This is a genomic window from Mycoplasma sp. 3392, from assembly GCF_053851755.1.
Map to the genome: position 1 here is coordinate 87,446 of NZ_JBSQBF010000001.1, position 24,943 is coordinate 112,388.

Annotated in this window: 25 protein-coding genes and 1 tRNA gene; 9 read left to right on the plus strand and 17 right to left on the minus strand. The window is 31.5% G+C overall.

The annotated features are described in order from the left end of the window. Window positions 1-59 precede the first annotated feature (59 nt). The 9 genes from tsaD to rsmD are packed head-to-tail and all read right to left on the minus strand — an operon-like array spanning window position 60 to window position 6,354. The gene (gene tsaD, locus ACWXVV_RS00410) at window positions 60-1,013 is read right to left on the minus strand and encodes a tRNA (adenosine(37)-N6)-threonylcarbamoyltransferase complex transferase subunit TsaD (protein WP_455984617.1); all 954 of its coding nucleotides are present in this window, start codon (window positions 1,011-1,013) and stop codon (window positions 60-62) included. Then, window positions 1,013-1,552: a hypothetical protein gene (locus ACWXVV_RS00415; protein ID WP_455984616.1), complete on the minus strand. Its 540-nt coding sequence runs from the start codon at window positions 1,550-1,552 to the stop codon at window positions 1,013-1,015. The genes tsaD and ACWXVV_RS00415 overlap by 1 nt, the downstream gene beginning before the upstream one ends. Continuing rightward, window positions 1,552-1,938: a tRNA (adenosine(37)-N6)-threonylcarbamoyltransferase complex ATPase subunit type 1 TsaE gene (tsaE, locus tag ACWXVV_RS00420; protein ID WP_438341565.1), complete on the minus strand. Its 387-nt coding sequence runs from the start codon at window positions 1,936-1,938 to the stop codon at window positions 1,552-1,554. Before tsaE ends, ACWXVV_RS00415 begins: the two co-directional genes overlap by 1 nt. Window positions 1,939-1,940: 2 nt before the next feature. Then, window positions 1,941-2,600: a ribulose-phosphate 3-epimerase gene (locus tag ACWXVV_RS00425; protein ID WP_455967610.1), complete on the minus strand. Its 660-nt coding sequence runs from the start codon at window positions 2,598-2,600 to the stop codon at window positions 1,941-1,943. Next, window positions 2,593-3,441, minus strand: coding sequence for a ribosome small subunit-dependent GTPase A (rsgA, locus tag ACWXVV_RS00430; RefSeq protein ID WP_438341563.1), 849 nt, complete (start codon window positions 3,439-3,441; stop codon window positions 2,593-2,595). Before rsgA ends, ACWXVV_RS00425 begins: the two co-directional genes overlap by 8 nt. A 3-nt stretch (window positions 3,442-3,444) precedes the next feature. Then, window positions 3,445-4,428, minus strand: a complete 984-nt coding sequence (locus ACWXVV_RS00435) for a protein kinase domain-containing protein (protein WP_438341562.1) — start codon at window positions 4,426-4,428, stop codon at window positions 3,445-3,447. Further along, the gene (locus tag ACWXVV_RS00440; RefSeq protein WP_455967611.1) at window positions 4,428-5,177 is read right to left on the minus strand and encodes a PP2C family protein-serine/threonine phosphatase; all 750 of its coding nucleotides are present in this window, start codon (window positions 5,175-5,177) and stop codon (window positions 4,428-4,430) included. The genes ACWXVV_RS00435 and ACWXVV_RS00440 overlap by 1 nt, the downstream gene beginning before the upstream one ends. A 3-nt stretch (window positions 5,178-5,180) precedes the next feature. Beyond that, the gene (gene gmk / locus ACWXVV_RS00445; RefSeq protein WP_438341560.1) at window positions 5,181-5,774 is read right to left on the minus strand and encodes a guanylate kinase; all 594 of its coding nucleotides are present in this window, start codon (window positions 5,772-5,774) and stop codon (window positions 5,181-5,183) included. A gap of 43 nt (window positions 5,775-5,817) precedes the next feature. Then, a complete protein-coding gene (rsmD, locus tag ACWXVV_RS00450) occupies window positions 5,818-6,354 on the minus strand; it encodes a 16S rRNA (guanine(966)-N(2))-methyltransferase RsmD (RefSeq protein WP_438341559.1) in 537 nt (178 codons plus the stop codon). A gap of 98 nt (window positions 6,355-6,452) precedes the next feature. Between rsmD and def the strand changes: the two genes are divergently transcribed. The 4 genes from def (at window position 6,453) to secA (ending at window position 10,804) form a co-directional block, all read left to right on the plus strand. Continuing rightward, the gene (gene def / locus ACWXVV_RS00455) at window positions 6,453-7,004 is read left to right on the plus strand and encodes a peptide deformylase (RefSeq protein WP_438341558.1); all 552 of its coding nucleotides are present in this window, start codon (window positions 6,453-6,455) and stop codon (window positions 7,002-7,004) included. 1 nt (window position 7,005) lies between these two features. Beyond that, entirely contained in the window at window positions 7,006-7,449 is a 444-nt protein-coding gene (locus tag ACWXVV_RS00460) for a hypothetical protein (RefSeq protein ID WP_455984615.1), read from the plus strand. Then, window positions 7,418-8,077 (plus strand): hypothetical protein, encoded by a 660-nt coding sequence (locus ACWXVV_RS00465; protein ID WP_455984614.1) that lies wholly within the window; start codon window positions 7,418-7,420, stop codon window positions 8,075-8,077. Before ACWXVV_RS00460 ends, ACWXVV_RS00465 begins: the two co-directional genes overlap by 32 nt. Before the next feature lie 90 nt (window positions 8,078-8,167). Further along, window positions 8,168-10,804 carry a preprotein translocase subunit SecA gene (secA, locus tag ACWXVV_RS00470; protein ID WP_455984613.1) on the plus strand — a complete coding sequence of 879 codons (2,637 nt, stop codon included), beginning with the start codon at window positions 8,168-8,170 and terminating at the stop codon, window positions 10,802-10,804. Window positions 10,805-10,840: 36 nt separating this feature from the next. On the opposite strand, the gene ACWXVV_RS00475 is transcribed toward secA, so the two are convergent. Together ACWXVV_RS00475 and ACWXVV_RS00480 are read right to left on the minus strand one after the other, a co-directional pair. Then, entirely contained in the window at window positions 10,841-11,857 is a 1,017-nt protein-coding gene (locus ACWXVV_RS00475; protein WP_455984612.1) for a DHH family phosphoesterase, read from the minus strand. After that, window positions 11,847-12,818 (minus strand): DHHA1 domain-containing protein, encoded by a 972-nt coding sequence (locus ACWXVV_RS00480; RefSeq protein WP_438341553.1) that lies wholly within the window; start codon window positions 12,816-12,818, stop codon window positions 11,847-11,849. Before ACWXVV_RS00480 ends, ACWXVV_RS00475 begins: the two co-directional genes overlap by 11 nt. Before the next feature lie 138 nt (window positions 12,819-12,956). Here ACWXVV_RS00480 and leuS point away from each other — a divergent pair, with 138 nt between their 5' ends. Then, the gene (gene leuS, locus ACWXVV_RS00485; RefSeq protein WP_455984611.1) at window positions 12,957-15,368 is read left to right on the plus strand and encodes a leucine--tRNA ligase; all 2,412 of its coding nucleotides are present in this window, start codon (window positions 12,957-12,959) and stop codon (window positions 15,366-15,368) included. 20 nt (window positions 15,369-15,388) lie between these two features. Beyond that, a complete protein-coding gene (locus ACWXVV_RS00490; protein WP_456012446.1) occupies window positions 15,389-16,747 on the plus strand; it encodes a M17 family metallopeptidase in 1,359 nt (452 codons plus the stop codon). 227 nt (window positions 16,748-16,974) lie between these two features. Here the strand turns inward: ACWXVV_RS00490 and ACWXVV_RS00495 are convergent. From ACWXVV_RS00495 to cypl, 6 genes are all read right to left on the minus strand, one after another. Next, a tRNA-Trp gene (locus ACWXVV_RS00495) sits at window positions 16,975-17,048 on the minus strand. A gap of 5 nt (window positions 17,049-17,053) precedes the next feature. Beyond that, the gene (ychF, locus tag ACWXVV_RS00500; protein ID WP_438341550.1) at window positions 17,054-18,160 is read right to left on the minus strand and encodes a redox-regulated ATPase YchF; all 1,107 of its coding nucleotides are present in this window, start codon (window positions 18,158-18,160) and stop codon (window positions 17,054-17,056) included. Between the two features lie 112 nt (window positions 18,161-18,272). Beyond that, the gene (locus ACWXVV_RS00505; RefSeq protein WP_438341549.1) at window positions 18,273-18,743 is read right to left on the minus strand and encodes a hypothetical protein; all 471 of its coding nucleotides are present in this window, start codon (window positions 18,741-18,743) and stop codon (window positions 18,273-18,275) included. Between the two features lie 58 nt (window positions 18,744-18,801). Next, a complete protein-coding gene (locus tag ACWXVV_RS00510) occupies window positions 18,802-19,302 on the minus strand; it encodes a hypothetical protein (RefSeq protein WP_438341548.1) in 501 nt (166 codons plus the stop codon). A gap of 23 nt (window positions 19,303-19,325) precedes the next feature. After that, window positions 19,326-20,897 (minus strand): hypothetical protein, encoded by a 1,572-nt coding sequence (locus ACWXVV_RS00515; protein WP_455984609.1) that lies wholly within the window; start codon window positions 20,895-20,897, stop codon window positions 19,326-19,328. 101 nt (window positions 20,898-20,998) lie between these two features. Further along, the gene (gene cypl / locus ACWXVV_RS00520; protein WP_438341546.1) at window positions 20,999-22,084 is read right to left on the minus strand and encodes an ABC transporter thiamine pyrophosphate-binding lipoprotein p37/Cypl; all 1,086 of its coding nucleotides are present in this window, start codon (window positions 22,082-22,084) and stop codon (window positions 20,999-21,001) included. 156 nt (window positions 22,085-22,240) lie between these two features. On the opposite strand from cypl, the gene ACWXVV_RS00525 reads away from it, so the two are divergent. The 3 genes from ACWXVV_RS00525 to ACWXVV_RS00535 are packed head-to-tail and all read left to right on the plus strand — an operon-like array spanning window position 22,241 to window position 24,922. Further along, window positions 22,241-22,579 carry a S1 RNA-binding domain-containing protein gene (locus tag ACWXVV_RS00525; RefSeq protein WP_455967621.1) on the plus strand — a complete coding sequence of 113 codons (339 nt, stop codon included), beginning with the start codon at window positions 22,241-22,243 and terminating at the stop codon, window positions 22,577-22,579. After that, on the plus strand, window positions 22,563-23,858 hold the full coding sequence (locus ACWXVV_RS00530; protein WP_455984607.1) for a hypothetical protein: 1,296 nt from the start codon (window positions 22,563-22,565) through the stop codon (window positions 23,856-23,858). Before ACWXVV_RS00525 ends, ACWXVV_RS00530 begins: the two co-directional genes overlap by 17 nt. Beyond that, window positions 23,858-24,922, plus strand: a complete 1,065-nt coding sequence (locus ACWXVV_RS00535) for a 5'-methylthioadenosine/S-adenosylhomocysteine nucleosidase family protein (protein WP_455984606.1) — start codon at window positions 23,858-23,860, stop codon at window positions 24,920-24,922. Before ACWXVV_RS00530 ends, ACWXVV_RS00535 begins: the two co-directional genes overlap by 1 nt. The last annotated feature ends 21 nt before the right edge of the window (window positions 24,923-24,943 follow it).

Here is a 24,943-nt window from a genome sequence, read left to right on the forward strand (position 1 = left end):
TTTCTTATTGGTGTTTGTTCTCTACTTTGTAGAGAAACAAAATGAGTATTTGTTAAGAGTTATTTTTTAGCCTTCTTAAAACTATCTTTGTAAATTTCAATTGCTGCTTTTGCAATCATTGCTCCATTATCAGTGGCATATTCTTTAAGTGGAACCAAAGCATTTGGATGAATAGTTAGGAACATATTTCTAATCGCATTGTTAGCACTAACACCACCACACAAAACTATTGATTTTGGTTGAAAAGTTTCAATTGCTTTCGTCATTTTTTCTTTTAAATACTCAACAATGGTTTCTTGAAATTTGGCAGCTATATCCTCGACTGGAACTTGCTCATTTCGGTTGCGATAATTATTAATGAAGTTAATAAATTGAGTTTTTATTCCACTGAGTGAAAAATCATACTCATTTTCAGTGTGTGGGATAGAAAAATGATGCTTAATATTACTTTTATGAGTTGAAGCAATTTTGTCAATTTTTGGACCTCCTGGATGTTCTAAACCTAGTTTACGTCCGATCTTGTCATAGCATTCTCCAACTGCATCATCAATTGTTGAGCCTATAACACTCATTTTAAAACTATTTTGAACAAGAATTATTTGTGTGTGTCCACCAGAAACTACCAATCCTAAAGCTGGATATTTGATTTTTTGACCTATTGAAGCTGAAAAAAAGTGACCTTCTATGTGATCAATAGGAACTATAGGTTTTTGCAGTGTCATAGCGATTGCCTTTGCTGCTAAAAAACCAATTTGAAGTGCACCAATCAAACCTGGTTTTGCTGTGTATGCAATCAAGTCAATTTTATTTAAATCAAAATCTTTTTTAATTTCCTCTAATGCTAGATAAATGTTTTTAACATGCAAACGTGAAGCAATTTCAGGAACAGTTCCGCCATATTTTTTGTGTACTTCAATTTGACTTATTGTTACTGTTTTTAAAACACCTTTTCGACTGCTAACAATTGCTAGCGACGTATCATCGTGACTAGTTTCGATTCCTAATACAAGCATTATTCTAGTCCTCCAATTTGTGGGTCATGAAAATACTTAACATCAACGCTTTCTAAGTCTTCTACTAATGCGAAACATTTTTGATACTCTTTAAAATTTATAAGTAATTCACTGTAGTCAATTTCATCAACAACAATATTTTTCACTAACTCGTGTTTTTCATCATTGTTTGTATCAATTTTGTACGAAGCATATTTATTAGCCTTGATGAATAAAATGTCATTTTTCAGTTGTTTTTTCAGTAGTTGAATTGTCGAAGTAACATATAGTTGAGTGTTTTTGTGTATTTGGCAAATTGTTCTAGCAAAAGTAAGGGCGATTCTACTACCTGTAAAAGAACCTGGTCCTACATTGATATAAATAGCATTCAAATCAGTAACTTTTGCACTATTTTGAGTAAGAATTTTCTCGACCAAATGTGGTAAAACATCTACTTTTTTATTAAGTTTGTCAATGATAATTTTGTCTATAAGTTTTAATTTCGAGTTATATAAACCAATTGCCAAATCTTCTAAACAACCATCTAAAAATAAATTCATTACACTTCCTCTACTTCAAAAATGTGTTGACTATCCTTAAGATAAGCATTGACTTTTGCGTAGTGACTAAAATTGTGACTAATATTATCAGACCACTCAACAACCACCAAGTTATCCTCAAAATAATCTTCAAACCCAGACAATGAACCTGTTAGTTTATAAGCATCGATGTGTACTAATCCTTCATAAACAAGGATAGTATTGAATGTTGGTGACACAATTTCTTTTTCAATATTCAGCATTTTTGCAATACATTTGGTTAGAGTGGTCTTCCCTGCACCTAACTCACCATTCATCAAAATCGCTTCAACATTTAAAGACAGTAAATAAGAAGCCAGTGGCTCTAGTGATTGATTATGTTCAAAGATGAAAACCTTTTTTTGCATTTTTATCCAATCAGTTTATCAATTGTTTCTTTTGAAAAGTTTTTAACTAAGTATGAACCGACTACTGCTAATTTAACTCCTGAACTAAAAACATTTTCAATAGTAGAACCATTGATACCACCATCCATTTGAATTTCTATATCAAGGTTGTTTTCTTTGATGTACTTACTAAATTCTTTAGCTTTAGCAAGAGTTTCAGGCATTAATTTTTGCCCACCAAAACCAGGTTCAACACTCATAATTAAAATTCTTTTTACATTTTTTAGGATTTCAGGATCGATTGAAAATATGTCAGTTTTAGGTTTAACTGCCAGTCCTAAACCAACTTTTTTGTCAGCAAAATATTTTTGATAAATTTTTCTTAAGCGCTGAGTATCGACCGCTTCAACATGGAATGTTATAACATCGGCAAAAGAATTAAATTGTTCAATATATGACTCAACATCTTCAACCATCAAGTGAATATCCATAATGTGTTTAGGACATTTTTGTGAAATTTCTTTGATTATTTCAGTACTTAAAGCAATGTTTGGTACAAATTTATTATCCATAACGTCATAGTGAACATACTCAATTCCTCAGTCAATTAACTGCTTTACATACTCAACTTGCTTATCTTTAGGTACATCTAAAATCGAAGGTGATATTGTGTGCTTATGCATAGTTGTCCTCTTTCATTTTTCTTAAAAAAGTCAAATAGTTCTGATATCTTTCATGCTTAATTTCACCACTTTGAACCATTTTTTTAATTTCACAGTCATCAAGAGTTTCTTGATCATGTCTACAAGAACTAAATTTGCATTTGACTGCATTTTCGCGAAAAACTTTAAAGGCAGTTGGAAGTTCATCAATTGTCAAATCAAAATCAATCGAACTAAAACCAGGAGTGTCAATGATTTCTCCGCCATTGAATTCAATCAAACTAACTTCCCGAGTTGTATGTTTTCCTCTGTTCAAAGCTTTAGAAATTGCTTGAGTCTCAAAATTCGTTTTTGCTAAATAATTAATCAAAGTAGTTTTGCCTACTCCAGTCTGCCCTACAAAGAAACTAGTTTTATTTTTAAAAACAGCACTCAGACCTTCTAATGTTTGTGGTTGTGTGTAATCAATTTCAAAAACTTTGTAACCTTGTTTTTTGTAGTATGAAATTTTTGAGTCGCTTGTTAAATCTTTTTTTGTCAGAACTATAACTGGTTCAACATTTTTGTTTTCAATAATAATCAAAAATTTATCAATTAGGAGCGATGAGTATTCAGGTTCGACTAGCGACATGACTACAATCGCTTGATCAACATTAGCAATCTTGGGACGAATAAAAATGTTTTTACGTTCATAGATTTTATGAATCAAACCATCGGGAATGAAATCCACTCAATCTCCAACAGTGGGTTTAATATCTAAAAGACGTAGTTTACCACTTCCTCTAGTTCTAAAAATTTGACCGCTTTTAGTTTTCACATCGTAAAATCCAGCAACTGATTTTATTATTTTTCCGTATTCCATTTCTTAACCTTTAACTGCTAGATAAATCAAAATAGCCACAAAAATAGCAAATAGAACTGCTGTTACAACAATTAAAGAGACAGTGAACTTTTTATTGTGGAATCACTCAAAACTAGTCTTTTTCTTGTTTTTAGAAAATGAGATTTCGCTTTCAAAAGCACGATATGGATCTAAACAGGTGTTAAGATCATTGTATAACTCGAAACAACTTTCGTAGCGATCTTCAGGTTTTTTAGCACAACACTTGTTGATAATGTTTTGCACTGGCATTGGTATTGTACGATTTAAGTTTGTAAGTTTGGGAATTTCTTGATTTACATGACTTAGCAATTGATTTTTCATTCCTTCAACATTGCTATATGGGTTGTGCCCTTCTAACATTTCATACAACAAAATTCCAAATGAGTAAATATCGCTTTGTACTGAAGGACCTTGTGTTTTTTCAATCAGTTCTGGTGCTATATACTCTGGAGTACCAACCACTTTGTTGACTTGAGTTAATCTTGGACTCGCTTCATTTAAGGCAATACCGAAGTCAATAATTTTCGCGCTTCCTGTTTTTGTTTGAATAATATTACTTGATTTAAGATCACGATGAATTATACCTGCGCTGTGAATATCAGCTAAACCCAAAGCAATGTATTTTGCTAGTGTGATTGCTAGACCTGTTTCGAGACCACCAGTTTTTTTAATTAAGTCTTTTAAAACTGTTCCTTCAACATATTCCATAACTATTCAAGAAACATTGTCATCGATTTCTGCATCATAATAACGAACAACATAATTTGATTTAATTTGTTTCATTGTTTCAATTTCCGAAATGAAACGTTGTTTTTCGATCGTCGAATGGTCTGATTTTATGACTTTGACTGCTACTTGTTTTAAGGTTTCTCTACTGCGACACAGGAAAACGCTACCCATTCCCCCTGTCCCGATCTCGGAAACAATTTCATATTTTTCTTCCATTTTTTGAGTATTTACGTTCATTATTTAATCTCCACTAGTAAACAGGTCATATTGTCATTTGATTTATTTTTCATTGCCGTATTGATTAATTGCTGGCATTTTTGCGAAAGAGTAGAATTAGAACTTTGCAAGATTTGCTCTATTGCAGGTTTACTTGCAAAATCATGAATTCCATCAGTAGTTAAAAGTAAAAGTTTAGGATGGTTTTCTTTTTTAAGTAAAAACACTTCACTTTTAGAAGGTTTGTTTGGTCCTAAAGCAGAAACTAGTTTTGCATAATTTCTATCTTGCATTGCAATCTCAGGAAGTATTTTCTGCTCATCAATCATAGTGTTTAAAACATTGTGATCTTTGGTTACTTGATGTAAAAATCCATTATATAAGTATGTGCGTGAGTCACCAATGTTTAATATGTAAACTGTTTTGGTCTTTTTAAAACACAAAAACATAGTGATAGTGGTCCCCATATCACTGCTTGCTTTTTTCAATTTAACAAGCTCTTTCATTTTTGCTTCAGCTTTTAAAATCCCTTTATTCAATCATGTGCGAACTTCCTCATGATTATTTTCATCAAGAAAATTAAAATCCGTTTCATTAAAATACTTGCTAAATTCATCCACTGCAACTTGTGAAGCAACTTCACCATTTTCATGGCCACCTAGTCCATCACAAACTACACCCATTGCAACAATGTCGTTTTGTAAAAAACAACCGTTGTCTTCATTATTACTGCGAACACCTATGTCTGACTTAAAACATCAGTCGAACATAGACTAAAGATTGAATTCCTTTTCAATAATTCTTTTGACTTCTTGGTAGGTTCCATCAACAGTATCATTTGTAACAACATAATTAAATTGACTTATGTAACGAACTTCGTCGTATGCTTTTTCCATCCGTTTTTTAAGAGTTTCAGGAGTTTCTGAACCACGTTCTTCAATTCTTCTTTTTAATTCTTGAAATGAAGGTGGCATAACGAAAATAGAAACAATCTTGTCAAGATTATTTTTCTTAGCATATTTGTTAATTATTTGTAATGCGCCATTAGTTTCAATTTCTAAAAATGGGATATATCCTGAAGAAGAAATTCTTTCTAGATCACTGTATAAAGTTCCATAGTAATTATCGAAGTGTTGTGAGTACTCCAATAGATCACCATTTTTTATGTGTTGTTCAAATTCTTCTTTGGTTTCAAAATAGTAGTGTACCCCTTCTTCTTCGCCAACACGTGGTTTACGAGTTGTTGCTGAAACTGAAAGCTTTAATTTTAATGCTACATCCCTGAAAAGTTGCTTTTCTATTGTTCCTTTTCCAACTCCAGAAGGCCCTGTAAAAATAATGATTTTTTTATTAAATTCTTTTGACATAAAACTCCTTAATTTTAGAATTATATTCTAAAAAGCAGTAAAACTAACGCTTTTCTAAAAAATAAACTCAGCTGATTGAATATTTCTTGACTTTTGTAGTTTCGAAAAGGGGTGTTGAAAAGTCTTTTCGAGCTGTTTCAAGAATAATTTTTCCATTTTCAGTCAATAAATCTCTTTCGCTTATCAATCTTAAAGATTCAGTATAAAGAGTTTGATTTGCATATGGCGGGTCGATAAAAATAAAGTCGAATTTTTGTTCCGTTTTTTGCAAAAAGATTAAAGCATCAGTGTTTTTTAACTCAAATTCAATCTTTTTGAATTTTTCGGCGTTTTTTGCAATAACCTTATATGCTTCGCGATTTTTCTCAATCAAAATGCTTTTTTTGACTCCTCGACTGATTGCTTCAAAACCAAAAGCGCCACTGCCTGCAAACAAATCCAAAAAGATTTTATCTTCAAGCTCAAAACTTAAAGATGAAAACAATGCTTCACGAAGTTTTTCACTACTTGCTCGAGTGATTTTTTTATCTGGTTGTTCTAAACGTGTATTTCGATATTTTCCAGCTACTATTCTTAACATACAAATAATTATAATACACTTGCATTTTTCAGTCATTTTGAGTATTTTTTAACATAGTTAAAGAGTTTGATAAGGCCTTTTTTGTTATAATTTCAAATATGTTTGAAGTAAAGTTAGTAAAGTTACCTAATAAGGTACTAAGAGAAAAGTCGAAAGACGTTCCAATTCCCCTGACTCAAGAAGATGATCTATTGATTCAAAAAATGATTTATCACATTGATGATAGTCAAAAAGAAGGATCAAAATTTAGAGCAGGTGTTGGAGTGGCCGCTGTTCAATATGGAATTTTGAAAAATATTTTTTACATTATGATTCAGGATGAAGAAGGTAATATGATTTTTCGTGATGCACTAGTTAATCCACGCGTGATTGCCCACTCAGAATTAAAACAATCGCTTGCTGAAGGAGAAGGGTGTCTAAGTGTTTCTGAAACATGACCACATCAAGAAGGATATGTTCCAAGATACCGTCGCATAAAAGTAAAAGCATACTCATATTTTGAAAAAAAAGAAAAAACATACGATGTTTCTGGTTATGAAGCAATTGTTATGCAACATGAATTAGATCACTTGCAAGGTAAATTATTCTTAGATCGCATTGACAAAAATAACCCTTGAAAAGAAGACAAAAATATGGAGCTGTTAGGATAATATGATTTGAGCATCAATTGGACTTGTTGTTGTACTGGCCATTATCGGATTTTTAATTGGATTTTTCAAGCGTTGATTGTGATCTTTAATTACTTTTGTTATTAGTGCTATTATTGTTTTTTCAATTATTTTGGTAAGTGATCCAATATTTAACCTTGTTACAACAATCGAGGCATTTAAAAAATACAAAGATTACGCAGAAGTTGCAAAACCTTACATCATTACCATTGTTGCACTTGCAGTTTTATTGGTAATTTGACTATTTTCTTTGATTGTTTTTGCAATTGCGTTCTATTTTGTAAGACGCAAAAGAATTTTAAGATGTTACAGCAAAGGTTGTGAAAAGAAACACATTGCTTCAAAAATTGTGGGTGGATTATTAACAATGGCAATATACTGCTCCTATTGGAATATTGGGTGGTTCAGTGGTTGCTTTAGCCAATAAAAACTACGAAGAAACTTGATGAGATAGACTTGTTATAAAACCAGCAATTAAAGCTATTACACTTGGAAAAGGTGAGTCAATTTCATCAGAAATACCAGTCATAACAAAAGCTATTGAATATTCAACAAATACTGAAAAAAGAGAAGAATTAACTAAAGATTTGGAACAAATTGCTAATGCTTTAGAGGACATTAAATCCGATGCAAATTCATCAAATGAATCTGGAAATGAAACGAAACAAACAGTTCCTATTACTCCAGAAACAATCAATACTGTTAGAACGATTTTAAATTCAGATTTAGCTTTACCAGTAATCAAAACCATTGTCAATAATCCTGAAAGTGATTTGGGTGAAAAACTTGAAAAAGTAAAATTCGATAAAGAAGCAGTAGACTACTTATCAAATCAAGAAAACATTGAAAAAGCGAAAAAAGAATTTGAAAACATGTCATTGGATTTAAATTTAACAGACAAAGAAGTAAGCAATCTAAAAGAAATAGTACGTACATCTTTTGTTAATACAGACTACCAAAAGGTATTGGAATCTTCACCACTTGAAAAACAGAGATTTGAAGATGTTTTAAATAATTTTGCCAATATTTTTACAAACAAAACTAAACAACAATAATTACAAATTCGCCATTGGCGAATTTTTCTTTACGTAAAGGGTTTTTTACTTTAAGTAAAAAATAGGCATTAAAAGGGTAAAATTGTAATTATGAGTAAAATTTTGAACAAAATTACTAAAACAAAAGATCAACAGGTTGATTCTACTGAATATGTTATTCCTCGCAGACCTGAAGAAAAAAATAAATGATACAAACCTAAATTTAGAACTGCTGAAATGCGAATTGCCTACCTCACTCTAAATCAAATTAATAATTGAGAAAGTGAAATCCAAAAGTTAAGTGACGATGAATTAAAGAACAAAACAGCTGAATTCAAAAATCGTTTATCAAAAGGTGAAACATTAGAAGATATTAGAGCAGAAGCGTTTGCAGTAAGTAGGGAAGCAACAAAAAGGGTTTTAGGAAAACGACCATTCGACGTACAAATGTTGGGTGGAGTTATTTTAGACTTAGGATCAGTAGCTGAAATGAAAACAGGAGAAGGTAAAACCATTACTTCGATTGCTCCTGTTTATTTAAATGCACTCAGTGGAGAAAATGTTATCGTTTCAACTGTTAACGAGTATCTTGCAGAACGTGATGCTACTGAAATGGGTGAAGTATTCAATTGACTTGGTTTGAGTGTTGGAATTAACAAGGCACAAATGTCTCCGGAACTAAAACGTGAAGCTTACAACTGTGACATTACATACTCAATTCACTCAGAGCTGGGATTTGACTACCTAAGAGACAACATGGTAATGCGTAAAGAAGAAAAAGTTCAAAGAGGACTTAACTACATCCTTCTAGACGAAGTTGACTCAATTTTGATCGATGAAGCTAAGACACCGTTAATCATTTCTGGTGGAGATACAGGTGAAAGTTACTTATACAACACAGCCGACTTGTTTGTTCGTAATTTAGATGAAGAAGATTATTACATTGATGAAGAAACAAAATCTGTTTATTTAACTGAGCAAGGTATTGATAAAGCTAACTTATATTTCGGTTTAGCTAACCTTTATGACATTGAAAATTCTGAACTAGTTCATAGAATTCAAAATGCCTTGAGAGCACACAAAATAATGAAAAATGATGTTGAGTACATTGTTCGCGACAACAAAATTGAGTTGGTTGACTCATTTACGGGACGTATTATGGAAGGGCGTGCTTACTCAGAAGGATTGCAACAAGCATTACAGGCAAAAGAACAACTAGAGATTGAACCAGAAAACAAAACACTTGCTACAATTACCTACCAAAACTTTTTCCGTTTATTCAAAAAATTGAGTGGTATGACTGGTACTGCCAAGACCGAAGAAAAAGAATTTATTGACATTTACAACATGCGTGTAAACGTTATTCCAACTAACAAACCGTTGCAAAGATATGATGATCAAGACTTAATATTTGTTGATATGCACTCAAAATATATGGCTATTGTTGAAGAAGTTAAAAAAGTGTATGCTCGTAAACAACCGATATTAATCGGAACAGCACAAGTAGAAGACTCGGAAAGATTACATGAGTACTTGGTTAAAGCAAACATTCCTCACACTGTCTTAAACGCAAAACAAAATGCTGAAGAAGCAGATATTATTGCTAAAGCAGGACAGATAGGCGCAGTAACAATTGCTACTAATATGGCCGGTCGGGGAACTGACATCAAACCTTCTGACGAAGCAAAAGCTGTTGGGGGATTATATGTTTTAGGTACTGATAAGGCTGAATCTCGTCGGATCGATAACCAACTTAAAGGACGTTCTGGACGTCAAGGAGATGTCGGATACTCAAAATTCTTTTTAAGCTTAGACGATCAATTAATTTTACGTTTTAGTTTACAAGATAAATGAAAAGAAATGTTTGCAAGTTATGAAGATAGACCAATTGATGGTAAAGCTATTCAGATTGCCTTTTTAAGAGCACAAAAGAAAATCGAAGGTTTCAATTACGACAATCGTAAAAGCGTCCTAAACTATGATGATGTTATTCGTCAACAAAGAGATCTTATTTATCAACAAAGGGACTGAATTTTAGAACGGGACGATTTAAGTATTATTATTAACAAAATGATTATTTCGACTGTTAAACAAGCAGTAAATAACCGTTTTTTCGCTTTAAAAAACAATGCTATTGATTTTGAAAAATTTACTGAATATTTAAACAAAAATTGATTAGAAAATAACAGCGACTATCGTTTTTCAAAAGAAGAATTATCAAAATTTGAAAAACCAGAACTTGTTGAATTCATTAGCGATCGTTTAATTCAAGAGTATGCAATGATGCGTGAAAATGTGATTGAAAAATATGGAGTGTTTGCCCTTGTTTCAACTGAAAGAACAACTATTCTTAAAGTTTTTGATGCAGCTTGACAAGATCATATAAATACAATGGATAAATTACGTCAAGCATCCAACTTAGTTCAATACTCGCAAAAAAACCCATATCAAGTTTATACACAAGAAGGATCAAAACGTTTCGAAGAATTAACTGAGCGTATTGCCTTAGAAAGTGTTGTAAATTTAATGAATAATCCTGAAGCAAGCAAACCAAACGCAGTCCATGAAAATATGGATGCCAATGCTAAAGACATTGCAAACAAAATTGGAATCATAGAACAAATTCTTGACTATCATAAAGACTCACTAATTAAAGAAGGAATGAGCGAACAAGAAATTGAAGAGCAAGTCGAAGCGATGCGTGGTTTACTAGAAAATCAACTTGGTATCAAATACACTAAAAAATAATTAAAGTTACAAAAAAAATAGAGCTTGAAAAGGGCTCTATTTTTTGTTGTCGTTTCCTTCCAAATTAAGTGCTTCTTTTTCACAATCCGCAATTATCAGTGGGATTAACGAAGCATCGTTAATTTGTGCTCCTGAGGCACGATGGTGTCCACCACCACCTCATTTGACTGCGACATTTCTGACACATGCTCCATTAGAGCGAAATTCACAACGAATCTGATCTTGAGTGCTTCCGTCAGTACCTTTTGCTTTTTCTTGAGTGAAAAAAACTCAAATCTTGTTGTCATCAATGTTAGCTAACGTATAAGGTCGATTAGCTCTTAACGGATCTAAGATATTGAAGTTTCTTTGTGTTTCTAAATCAAAATAGAAACTTACAACTTGATCTTTTATTTGCATATTAGATTGAATAAAAGCGTCCACTTTCATATCTTGTGAAGATTTTTTCGCCATATTAACGAAAATTAAATCTTTTTTAGCACCACTTGCTCACAGTTTTGAAACTATGTCCAATGTGCGCGAATTAGTTGTGTTTGTTGTTAATCTAACGCTATCGGTATAGATTCCTAAAAATAGGTATGTTGCTGCTTCTGGTGAAATTTTTCAACCTAATTTTATTGCTATCTCAGCAACTTGTTGAGCAGCAGCAGGCGCTTCTGATTCAACTCAAACTAATGAAGCATTCAAGTCATCATCATTTGGGTGGTGGTCTACTCTAATAACTTCATCAAAAACATTTTCATCTAAGAATTGACGACACTCAATTCTTTCTTTAAAGTTAGCATCAACAATAATTGCTAGTGAATTTGGTAGTTTCTTTAGCTCTAAATTATCAAATTCAAAATCTAAATAACTGAATAAGCCTTTTGAGTCTCCAATTGTGTAAACATTTTTGTTTGGAAAATTGGTTTTAATCAATTCTTTAAATCCAAATTGTGACCCTAAGCAATCACCGTCAGGACGAATGTGGTGAAAAATAACAACGTTTTCAGCTTTCTTAATTTTCTTTTCGATTGCTTTGAAAACTTTCATTTTTTGGCGATTATCTAGCATCGTTTTTCAAAACCTCTTGCAAGTCAGCTAATAATTTTTTCATTTCTGACTTGTTTTTAACTGTAGCTCCGGCAGCACATTCGTGTCCTCCACCTCTTCATTTGTTAGCTACTTGATTAATTCACACACCATTTGATCTAATTCTTACTCTTGTGTCTCCATTGTCTGAATCAATGAAAAATACTCAAATTTTGCAATCTCCAATGTTTGCTAGAACATTAACATCATTTGCTTGGTTTTCGTCAAGTTTGAATTTCTTTTGAATTCTTTTAGTAACGTGGAAGTAAAGAACTTGCCCATCTTTTTTGTAATTTAATAAAACATAAGCCATGAAACGTACTTTTTGTTCTTCACGACGTGAAAGCGGTAAGTTAACATCGTAAACTTTAAATCCTTCAGCGTTATGTAAATAACTCACAACATCGAATGTACGTTTCACAACACTTTCAAATTGGAAACGACCACTATCAGTATTGATTGCTAGATAACATAATTCTGCAGCTCTTTTATTTAGTTTTCATTTCGCCTTCATTGCAATGTAACCCACTTGTTCTCCAGCTGCAACGTATTCATTATCTTCTCATGTATAGTCGTAGTCAATATCTGGATCAACTGGATGGTGGTCAATACGTAAAGTTTTAGTAAATCTTTTTTCAAGTATTAAATTAACGTCTTGTATTCTATTTGAAGAGTTAGCATCAACAACAATTGCTAAAGAATTTTTGAAGTTTTTAGCAGGAATGTTTTCAATTTTGTCATGTTCTAATTTCATGAATGGAAATGATCCAATAGTATCACCAATTGCATAAACGTTTTTGTCAGGGTAGTTTAGCTTAATCATTTCTTTTAAAGCAAACTGTGAACCTAAACAATCTCCGTCAGGACGAATGTGGTGAAAAATAAAAATATTTTTAGCTTCTTCGATTGCTTGGACAGCAATCTTGTAACTGTTTTTAGCCATGTAATTATCTCCTTGATTTTTATTTGCATTTTAACGATTACAAAATGTTTTTTGCAATTGTTTATAATATTAATATTATATTTATTTTAAGCCACTAAAATAATAAAAATTTAAGACAAATTTAGCAAAGGAATTTTTATGTACGATCACCGTAGTGTAGAGAAAAAATGACAGGCAGTTTGAGAAAAAACTAACGCATTTAAAACTGAAGAAAAAAGCAACAAAAAAGCCTACATATTAGACATGTTCCCGTATCCTTCAGGAGCAGGCTTGCACGTTGGACACCCAGAAGGTTACATTGCTACTGACATAGTGAGTCGTTATAAACGTTTAAATGGTTACGATGTTTTACATCCTATTGGATGGGACGCTTTTGGTTTACCAGCGGAACAATATGCTCTTAAAACTGGTAATGATCCAGCTGAATTCACTCTACATAATATTAATAATTTTCGCCGTCAACTAAAAATGCTAGGTTTTAGCTATGACTTTTCAAAAGAAGTTAATACATCTGATCCTAAGTTTTACATCACTACTCAATGAATTTTCAAACAACTTTACAAACATGGTTTAGCAAGTATTGAAATGGTTGATGTAAACTGATGTGAAGAATTAGGTACTGTACTAGCAAATGAAGAAATTTTGGAACAAAACGGACAAATGGTTTCAGAAAGAGGAAACTATCCTGTTGTTAAAAAACCAATGCGTCAATGAGTTTTAAAAATTACTGCATATGCTGAAAAATTGCTTGAAGGTTTAGATGAATTAGACTGAAATGACTCAATCAAAACATTACAAAGAAACTGAATCGGAAAGAGTGTTGGTACTGAAATTGATTTCAAGGTTGACAATAAAGATTTCAGCCTTACTGTTTTTACCACTCGTCCTGACACAATTTTTGGAGTTAGTTACTTGTCAATTGCTCCAGAACACAACTTAGTTTCAAAATTAGTGACTGAAGAAAACCGCCAAGCAGTTGAGCAATTACAACAAGCAGTGATTTCAATGAATCAAATCGAAAGATCAAATGACTCACGTCCTAAAAAAGGAGTATTCAGTGGTTCATATGCTATTCACCCAATTACACAAGAATTGATTCCAATTTTTGTATCAGATTATGTATTAAATAGCTATGGTACAGGAGTAGTCATGGCTGTTCCTTGTCATGACCAAAGAGACTGAGAATTTGCTAAAGCACACAATTTATTATTTAAACCAGTCATTGAAGGTTCATGAAGTGAAAAAGCATACACTGAAGATGGCGTTCATATTAATTCTCAATTCCTAGATGGTCTTAATAATAGTGAGGCAACTACAAAAATTAATGAGTATCTAGTTAATAACAAAATAGGAAAAATCCAAACAAAATATCGCTTAAGAGACTGAGTGTTTTCACGCCAAAGATACTGAGGAGAGCCATTTCCAGTCCTATTCGATGAAAACGATAATATTCTTTTAGTTGATGATATTGTTGAGCTACCAAAATCAAAAAATATTAAACCTTCAGGAACTGGAGAGAGTCCTTTAGCAAACTTAAAAGACTGATTGTATGTTGAAATCGATGGCAAAAAATATCGTCACGATACTAACACCATGCCACAATGAGCAGGTTCAAGTTGATATTTCTTGGCTTACATATTAAAAAACAGTGATGGAACTTATGAACCTATTGACAGTGAAGAAGCTAAAAGAAGATTTAAAAAATGATTGCCTGTTGATCTATATGTAGGTGGACAAGAACATGCTGCCGGGCACTTGTTATATGCTCGCTTCTGACATCGTTTCTTATTTGATATTGGTATAGTTCCGACCAAAGAACCGTTCTTGAAATTAGTAAATCAAGGAATGATATTGGGAACTGATGGACAAAAGATGTCTAAATCATTAGGTAATGTTATAAACCCAGACGATATAGTTGAAGAATTAGGGGCTGACACATTACGTGTATACGAAATGTTTATGGGGCCTTTGACTGACACAAAACCTTGAAGTGTTGATCCAATAAATGGAATTAGAAAATGACTGGATAGAATTCTAAATCAAGTGACTCGTTTGATTAATCAACCTTTGAGTAAAGAAGTTAATGTTGAACTAGAATCAGAAATAAATATTTTGATTCGTGAAGTAAGTGAAAATATTGAAAAAGTAAAATTCAATATTGCTATTTCAAAAATGATGGTCTTTATTAACTTTTTAGCAAAATGTGAAAGTATTCATGATCTAAAAATCTTGAGAGACTTTGCTATTTTACTTTCACCTTTTGCTCCCCACTTAGCAGAAGAAATTTTAGAAATGCTAAATGAAAAACAAATTAAAGAGCAAACTTGACCTTTATTGGATGAGGCTAAAATCATAAAACCACAAACTATAATAGCAGTCCAAGTTAATGGAAAAGTGCGTGGTGAAATTGCAATAGAAGAAGATTGAACAGAAGAAAAAGTTGTGCAAGAAGCGCAAAAAGTTGAAAGTGTAAAAAGACACTTAGAAAATAAACAAATTGTTAAAGTTATTTACCGTCCGGGTGTTATACTTAACATAATTAGCAAATAATTAATTTTAAAGGAGTAAAAATGATTAAGTTAATTAATGAAAAAAATGATGCTTTAGTTCTAAAAGCAGCATTTGAAGAAAGCAAATTACCTGAAGTTGTTCTTAAAAAAGATAATGTAGTAACTGACTTATTCAACAAAAACACTTCATACGTATATTTAGGAAAAAAAGAAGAATTTGGTGCAGAAAAATTTGAGTCGTTTATTAAAGCGTTTACAGCAAATCTAAAACGTTCATACCAATTAGATGTTGCTACATTCACAAGTGCAAAATTAAGTGCAAGCGAAGTTGTTAAATTGGCGGTTGAGGCTTACGAATTCAATCAACCTATTTACAATCTAAAAACTAAAAAAGATGATAAAAAAGATGAATTAGATTTCTACTTATTATCAAAACGTGATTTAAGTGCTGAATTTGAAGAAAGTTCAAAAGTCGCAAGCGTAGTTAGATGAGCAAGAAACCTACAACAAATGGCTCCAAACTATGCTACATCAGAATATTTAGCAAAAGCTTATGACGAAGAATTGTCAAAATACAAAAACCTTCACGTTAAAGTTTTAAACAGAAAACAAATTGAAGAACAAAAAATGGGACTATTTTTAAGTGTTAACAGAGGAAGTGTTTATGAACCTCGTCTAGTTGTAGTTGAATACAAAGGAAATCCAGACAGTGACCAAGTTTTAGGATTAGTTGGAAAAGGTATAGCTTTTGACTCAGGAGGATACTCACTAAAACCATCTAGATACATGCTAGGAATGAAATATGATATGTCAGGTAGTGCTGCTGTTGCTGCTGCTATGATGCTTATTTCTTACTACAAACCAAAAGCTAATGTTGTGGCTGTTATGCCTTTAACTGATAACCGCATCAATGGAGATGCATCATTACCAGACTCAGTATGAACATCAATGAATGGTAAAACAGTTGAAATCAATAACACTGATGCTGAAGGGCGTTTAGTTCTTGCTGATGGTATGACATATGCAATCAGAAATCTAAAAGCTACAAAAGTTGCTACTGTTGCTACTCTAACAGGTGCAATCTTAGTTGGACTAGGAACTACCTACACTGGTGTTTGAGCCTCAAATGATAAAGATTGAAAAGCAATTGAAAAATCTGCTAAAACTGCCAATGAACTAATGTGAAGAATGCCTCTACATGAAGACTTTGCTAAAAACATTAGATCTTCAAAAGTTGCTGACTTAAAAAATACTGACTTATCAGGAAATGGTGGAAGTATTTCTGCTGCTATGTTCTTAAAAGAATTCGCTGAAAAAGCAGACTTCATGCACTTTGATATCGCTGGTACAAATGAACTTTCAGAAATGCCACAAGGTGTTGCAATCAAAACTCTAGCTGAGTTAGCAAAAAACTTATAGTATCAATATAAACTAAAAATTGCTCTGACTGAAAAAGTCAGAGTTTTTTTGTCTCTTTAAGACTGAAAAAGCACTCAAAATAAGAGGTAAATTAAAAAAAGCCAAGTTTTAAACTTGACTTTAATGTAAGTAAATTGAGAGAATAAAAAAATAAAGCATATTTAAAAAAAATCAGTTGCGTTTTTTTGTTGCTATGTTTTTTTGTATTTTTATGGTGAATAAACACATGGCAGGGGCTACAGGATTCGAACCTGCACCGAAGGGTTTGGAGTCCTTAGTTCTGCCGTTAAACTAAGCCCCTTGACATTATTTGGCTATTTTGAAATAACAAACATCACCGTCTTGCATTATGTAACTTTTTCCTTCTAAGCGCATTTTGCCAGCTTCTTTAGCCGCTTGTTCTCCACCTAGAGAAACGTAGTCATCATATGAAATCACTTCTGCTTTTATGAATTTCTTTTCAAAGTCAGTATGAATAATTCCAGCACACTGAGCAGCATTTTGTCCATTTTTAAATACTCAAGCTCTTGCTTCTATTTCGCCTGCAGTAAAATATGTTTTTTGATCTAGCATATAAAAGCTTGTGCGAATTAAATTATTAAGTCCACTTTCTGAAAGATTGTATTCATTTAAAAATGCAAGTTTTTCTTCTTCGTCTTCAAATTTTGAAAGTTCATATTCAAGAGAAACACAAATAGGAATTAATAAGTCTTGAGTCTTAGCAAGATGATTTTTCAGTGTTTGATAGTGTTTGGCTTGTGTTAAATCACTTATTTCATCTTGTTTTAGGTTGGCAACATAAATAATTGGTTTAGCAGTTAAAAGTTGTCAAGATTTGATTATTGTTTTTTGCTCATCACTCAAATCTAACTCACGAACATTTTTCTCTTGCTCTAAAAAGCTACGAATGTCAAGTGCTGTTTGATATTCTAATTTTAAATCTTTATCGCCAGAATTTTGAGCTCTTTTACCGATTCTTGCAATCACATTTTCAACAGTTTGTAAGTCGGCTAAGATTAGTTCCAGATTAATTGTGTTTATGTCGTCTAATGGATCAACTTTTCCATTAACATGCATTATATTTGAGTCTTCAAAACAACGCACTACATGAACAATTGCATCAACTTCACGAATGTTAGCTAAAAACTTATTCCCTAAACCTTCCCCTTTTGAAGCACCTTTAACCAATCCTGCTATATCAACAAATGTAAATGTTGCTGGAATTATAGTTTTTGTTTTAGCTAATTCTGCTAACTTGATCAATCTTGGATCATGCAATTTAACTATTGCTGTGTTGGGTTCAATTGTGGTAAATGCATAGTTTTGTGCCTCAGCCTCATTCAAAGTTAAAGCATTAAATAATGTACTTTTTCCGACATTTGGCAATCCTACTATACCTGCTTTTAAACTCATATTAACTCCTTTTTGGCAATAAATAGTATTATAAACAATTTTTACACACTTGTTAGTCTAGAGATTTCAAAAGTAAAAATAAATGCAGAAGGTATTCTTCTGCATGTAGAACTTATAAGTCTGATTTGATGTCGTTATCTGAATTGTTGTGGTTTTGATCTTCAATGTTATTATTCATTGTTGCTTGTAATTTTTTACCTTTAATTACAACAATAAGCGCTATAACTGCACCTACTAGTGAAAGAACACCGATAAATAATCCTACAAGTAAAAATATGAAAGCAACTAGTGAAAGTGATTCAATTTGCTTTACATCGTGGTTTGGTTGAGAACCTTCATTAATTGCTTGAGCACATTTTCTGATTGAGTGAATTGCAATTATTGTTAATATAGTCATTACAAGATTAACAATTGCAACAATTAAAGACACTACTTTTAGTGCTATGTAAGTGCTGAAATTGCTACTTAATGCTACACCAACAATTCAGAATACAAATCAAGCGACACTGATTACTAATGTTGTAATAATCAATTTAAAAGCTTTGGCTGACTTATTTTTCAAATCTTCCATTGAGTAAATCATTTTTCTCCTTAGAATTTATAATAATTTAAACATTAAATATTTTATAACATTCTAAGAATTAATCTAAGTTTTTTAATTTTGAAATAGTCATAAATTTAGCAATTAAACTAACTAATGGAATGAAGAAACCGATAATTAATAGGATTTTTATGTTCGATAATCCATCGGCAGCCATTTTTTTCTCCATGTTTTGTCTTGCTAAGGCAGGATCTGCATTTGTTTGCTCTTGTGAATAATAATCGGAACGCGAAAGTTTATTTTGTAGTTCGTCTACTTTAACAGTTAATATAATTGATAAGACAAAATTAATGATTCCTAAAATTGATAAAACTATTATTGGTGCACTAATGCTTGTAATAAGATCACTTAATGCTTTAGATACTTCTGATAGGCTATCTGAGCTTGATTCACTAGTTGTTGCAATTTTAGAAACATTAATTACAATTTTTATGATGAAAACTATGAATGTGATTCATATTGCAAAGTGAAGAATAATGCTCGAGATTGCTAAACCTTTAATTTTTTTAATACTTTCATTCAAATATTGATTGTTTTCCATAATACCTCTCTCTACTTAAAATTTTATCATGTCATTATTTGAGATTTGGCTACTTTAAAGACTCGGGTTCCTTTTAGTCCAAAAAGAAAGAATGGTTTTGAGTGGTTTAGATAAAAATAACGAACTGTTTCCGAAACCAAATTTAGCATTAACAACAGTAGTAAACTTATTCATACATATGGAGCTATATCCTGATAGTTATTTTTTTCGCCATAACTTATTGCTAATCCAAAACCAGAAGCCCCAAAAGTCCCATAGTTAATAAAATTACGAATGTTCTTTTCGATTTCTAAAAACAAAAACGTGTATATTGAAACTTTAACACTGGCTAAAATGAATGAATTAAATATTTTTAGCTTATTTCATCCTTGTTTTTTCAATGTTTCAATACTATTAGTTTCGATTTTACTAATCGCTTCATTGATTTGTTTAGAAACAACTGTCGATGAGTGTAAAGCAAAAGCAAACACAAATCCTGACACAACATTACTAAATGCGTATCAAAAAATATAGAAAATTGTCAAAGTCGGAATAATTCGTATAAAAGTAAAAATAAAGCGATTAATTCAAACAAAATATGCCTTATTTGTTTTATTGTTGGTTAGAAAAATGTTTACATAGCTGAACAAAATACAAAAAATAATTGTTACGAATACCTGCACTAACAAGTCAAAAATAAGTTTAAGCACATTCTCATTCGTTTGCAAAATTTTTCAATTTGGATTGAATAAATCATTCAGAATTGTATGGCTTTTTTTAATGCCAAAACTTGGCATTGTGACAAATGAGCAAATAACAAAAATCAAAATCAAAATCAAAAATATTCACTTCAAAGACTCATAAAGATTGAATTTTTTTAAACTATTGACGCGTGTTTTGTGTGATTTGAGTGATTTATTATTTTTGTTAACGACGCTGTGACTTAATCACTCAAGACCGAAAATAAAAGAAACCAAAAATAGCAAAGGAATCAATAACTCATGCATTTTATACATTGTCAATGATGCTTCATTCAATAACTCACCTATTCCAATCAAGCCTAAAAAACTAAACACTGAAGTTCAACGCATATTTGATTCGAAAGAGTAAAGAATATAAATGACAAATTTGTTGACTAATTGTGGCAACAAAAAACGAACAATAACGTGTGTTTTTGAAAAACCTTTTTTGAGTCAAATGTTGTATGCTTTGACATCTAAATTTTCAATTGCTTCACTCATAAATTTATGTAGTCATATTCAAGTAAATCAACTAATCAAAAGTGCTGTTGCTAGTTGCTTGTGAAAACTAAATACAAATAGATAAATATAAATAATTTCTGGAATGCTTCTAAGTAATAACATAAACACCTTAACAACAAAACTTCAGTACTTGTTGTTTGTTTTGTAGTTTGTTACTAATGCTGTTAAAAGTGCAAGAGATGCCCCTAGAATAGTTCCTAGCAATGTAATTTGAATAGTCAATAGTAAAAATTTGAAACTTAGTCAAATTAAAGATTCATTTTGAAGATATGATGATTGAAAATAAGGAGTAAAAATATTTTTAATTCCCTTTCAAAAATATTCAGACCCACCTAATGAAAAACTAAATTTCATATAGACAAGACATAAAACAAAAAGAACAATTAGCAGTAAAAAAATCAGTCATTTTAGACTTTTTTGTTTAAAATAGCGACTTTTAAAAAAGTTATTATTCATTATAAAGCCTTCTTGTAAAACTCGGTAATTTTGTCAGCATTTGTTTTTTCATAACCGTTAATTCCTACTCAGTAACCTCAGTCATCTTTTGAACTCAAAATTGCATTTTGTAATAAACTAATCACATCATCACTCATGTATTTATTAGCAACTACAACATTAAAAAGTATGGGATCTGTTGTTGTTAAAATTTCAACTTGTTCATCAGTTTTTGCTGGTGTGTAAAGGGTTGGTTCTTTTTGTGAATTGTGATATGCTCATTCACCTTCTTCTGCTAAAAAAATGTGTACTTCAGGCATTGATTTCATATCTTTTGCTCCACTTCCTTTTGGGTAGGTGAAAAAATTAGAACTTGCTTTTTGTTTTTGAATAGCAAAAGAGTCAAATTGATTTTTTTTCAAATTGAAGTGCTTTTGAAATAAAAGTTCAACAAATTTATATTTTGAGGAAGATGAACTTTCACCCAACGCAATGTTAAAGGAGCGAAACGTTTGTCAATCCTTTTCATTTCAGGCAGTCTTGATCATTGACCTAGTTTCTGGTGAACCTACTATTAAAATATCCCCGCGATAATATGGTATTTTTGTTTTTAAATCGTAAAAAGACTGATAAATTCCATTTTTATACTGATATTCATCGTTTTTTCATTCATTGAAAGGTTTCTTTGTCAGCAGTTCATTTCTTTGCATTACTGATTGTTGTAACGCTTTAGCATTGTCTACTCAAAAAAATCCTTCACTGTCGTACTTAGGAGCAAGAGTTAAAGTTTGCAAAAAAGGCTTGACCAAATTAACTTGATAGTCAGTTAAAGATGCTCTTTGCAGTAAAAAATTAGAAGTAGTTATACTTATATTGTTTTTGTGTACCAGAGCACTATCGAACAATGTTCTATCGTCACTTATGATGTTAACTTTGATTTTTATGTCTGGCAAGTCTTTAGTTTTATCATTTAATTTTTTCAACTCATTGTATTTTTGTTCAATTTGTTTGAAAAAAGTTATTTTTTCTAAATTGAAACTTTTTGACCAGGCTTGTGGCACGTTAATAATTATTTCATTATCGTTTTGCGCACAAGATACAAGCATAGGACAAAAAAGACTGCTTCCAGTCAAAAGAAAAACAAGTGGTATTGTTTTTTTTAGCTTTATTGGCATCTTTCTTACTCCGTTTATTAATATATTTAATTAATGTAATTATATAATTTTAATAATATGAAACAAAAAACTCAACAAGGAGTCGACATGCAAGCAGGATTAATCGTCAGTGCTAAAGTAAAAAAAATTTATCGAACATTTGTTTTGCTTGAAACAAGACAAAAAAATACGTGTCGTTTGAACCTTAAAGAAGTAAGTGATTTTTTTATTGCTGATTTAGAGGATATCTTCAAAATTGGCGATATGGTCGATGTTCAAGTTTTGAATTATGATGACAAAAAAGAGACATATAGTGTTAGTTTTAAGTCAATTAGACCACGGTATTTAAGAAATCCATTTAGTTTTGTATTTGATGAAAAAAATGCTTCGTTTGAAAAATTAATGAAGTTTTGCAAGAAGGAGTTAAAAAATGACGGAAAAGATTAAAATAAATATCAAAAATGCTCTTAAAGACACAATCTATTTTACTTATAAAGATTTAGTAAAAGAAATTGATTATAAAATTCAGACTCGCACTGCAGAAGGGAATGAATTTTTTGGTTTTCTAGATTTACAAAGAGATGGAACTAAAATCATTGACACAAAAGATATTATCAAGACCGCAAAAGCATTGAAAAAAGATGTGCAAGCCTTAGTAGTTGTTGCTCCTAATTCACTTGCCTTACAGTCAAAAGCTGCTATCGAATTTTGTTTCGGTAAGCAAAACTGAGGAAATGCAGGTGATGTTGAAATCATTTACATCGACCACATTTTGAGCGGACGTGAAGCAGCATCTTTGAGTGAGTATTTGAGAAATAAAAAATTCGCCATTAATTTGATTTCAAAAAGCGGAAATGATATTGAAGTTTTGGCTAATTTCAAAATTGTTAAAGATATTTTAGAGCAACAAATCGGAACAAGAAATGCAAATAAATTCATAATCGTTACAACAAATGCTAACTCAGGTAGATTAAATCATTTAGCAAGAAAAAATGATTACAAAACCTTTGTTATTCTTGATAGCGTCTCAGATAGTTACTCTGCTCTTACTCCTGTTGGTCTTTTTGTTATGACAATGGCTGGTATTGATATCGATAAAGTACTGAAGGGCGCTAAAAAAGCACATGAAATCTTTAGTTTCAGTGAATTGAGTCAAAATGCAGCATACTGTTATGCTATAGCTCGTTTTGCATTACAAAAACACAACATTAATCACGAGCTGTTTGTTGCTTACGATGAAGATTTAAAATCGGTGGCAAAACTTTGACAATATCTTTTTGGTGAAGCCGATAGCAAACAAAAAAGATCACTTTATCTGGATACTGCGATATTTTCGAAGGACATTTCAACCCGAATTCAATTTATACAAGAAGGATTCAATAATCTATTTCAAACATTTTTAAGTATCGACAAAACTAACATGGATTACAGAATTCCAGTCAGTCAAGATGAAAGTGAAGACATCAAGTCACTTTCTTCGTTAACAACTAATTCACTTAAAAAACAATCTTATCAATCAATTATTAAAACGAATCACAGAATTGGGAAAATAAGAAACATTGAACTTATAGTAGAAGATCAAAGTTTCGAATCGTTTGGACATCTTATAGTTTTCTTACAAAATGCTAGTTTAATGAGCAGTTACCTACACGGACTAAGTCCTTTCCACAATCAATCACAAGGTATCTATGAAACACAATTATTAGATGAATGAAAGGGAAGATAATGGCTAACGCAACAGTAATTAAAAAATTAGAAAAAATCAAAAAGTTTGTTGATGAATATGATACAAAAATACAAAAAGTACTTAACAAAACACACACAATCGTAAAAGATCCAGAGGCTGCATTTGACAAAGCATCGGTTGCTGCTGATATTTTATTTGTTATAGCTGATTATGATGATTTTGATCCATACAATCAATATTTCAACTTTATTCAAGAAACTGAAATGGATATGTATGATGATTATACTATTTACAAGTATGAAAGCAAACTATCGGGACATAGATTTGATGTTCTATTTTCAGGAGTAGGAAAAGTTAACGCATCACTTGCTTCAACTATTGCACGTTTATATCCAAATACATACTCAGTAGTTTACAATATTGGTTCAGCATGTTCTATTCGAAAAGATGTACCTGTTTTGAGTACTCACGCAATTAGTAATGCTCGGTACTGAGATGTTGATGCAACAGCAATAAAAGATGATTCAGGTTCATCTAAATACACTTTAGGTCAAATTCCTGGAGAACCTATTAGTTATGACATTTTACGTAATGAAGAACATAGTGTAATGACTGATTACCTAGGAATAGATTATGTTTCATGAATACTAACTGGCGACAGTTTTGTTACTAAAGATAATCCAATTTTAAGTAATCCGGAATTCAAAAAATATCAACTTGTAGATATGGAGGCAACTGGATTTATTCACGGAATAATGAAAGTTTTTGGTTCAATAGGTGTAACCGGTATTTTTAAGGTTGTTTCTGACAATATTTATGATGATAATAACCCAAAAGATTATGAAAAAAATAGGGAATTGGTTTGTCAAAAGATTTGCAAATTGATGGATACACTAGTGTATGAAATTTCTATTTACGAACAAACATACCAAAAACTTATTTCATCCAAACATAAACAATTGAGCTCTATTAAAAGCAATTGCTCGTACCTGGAAGCACTTTATGTGGAAGCAAAATTAATGAATACAGATAACATGGATTTGGTCTTTAGTAAACAAAGAGATAGAGAGCTTATGTCATTTATTGCAATCAAGATGAAATAATGGAATTAGCAAAACATGCTA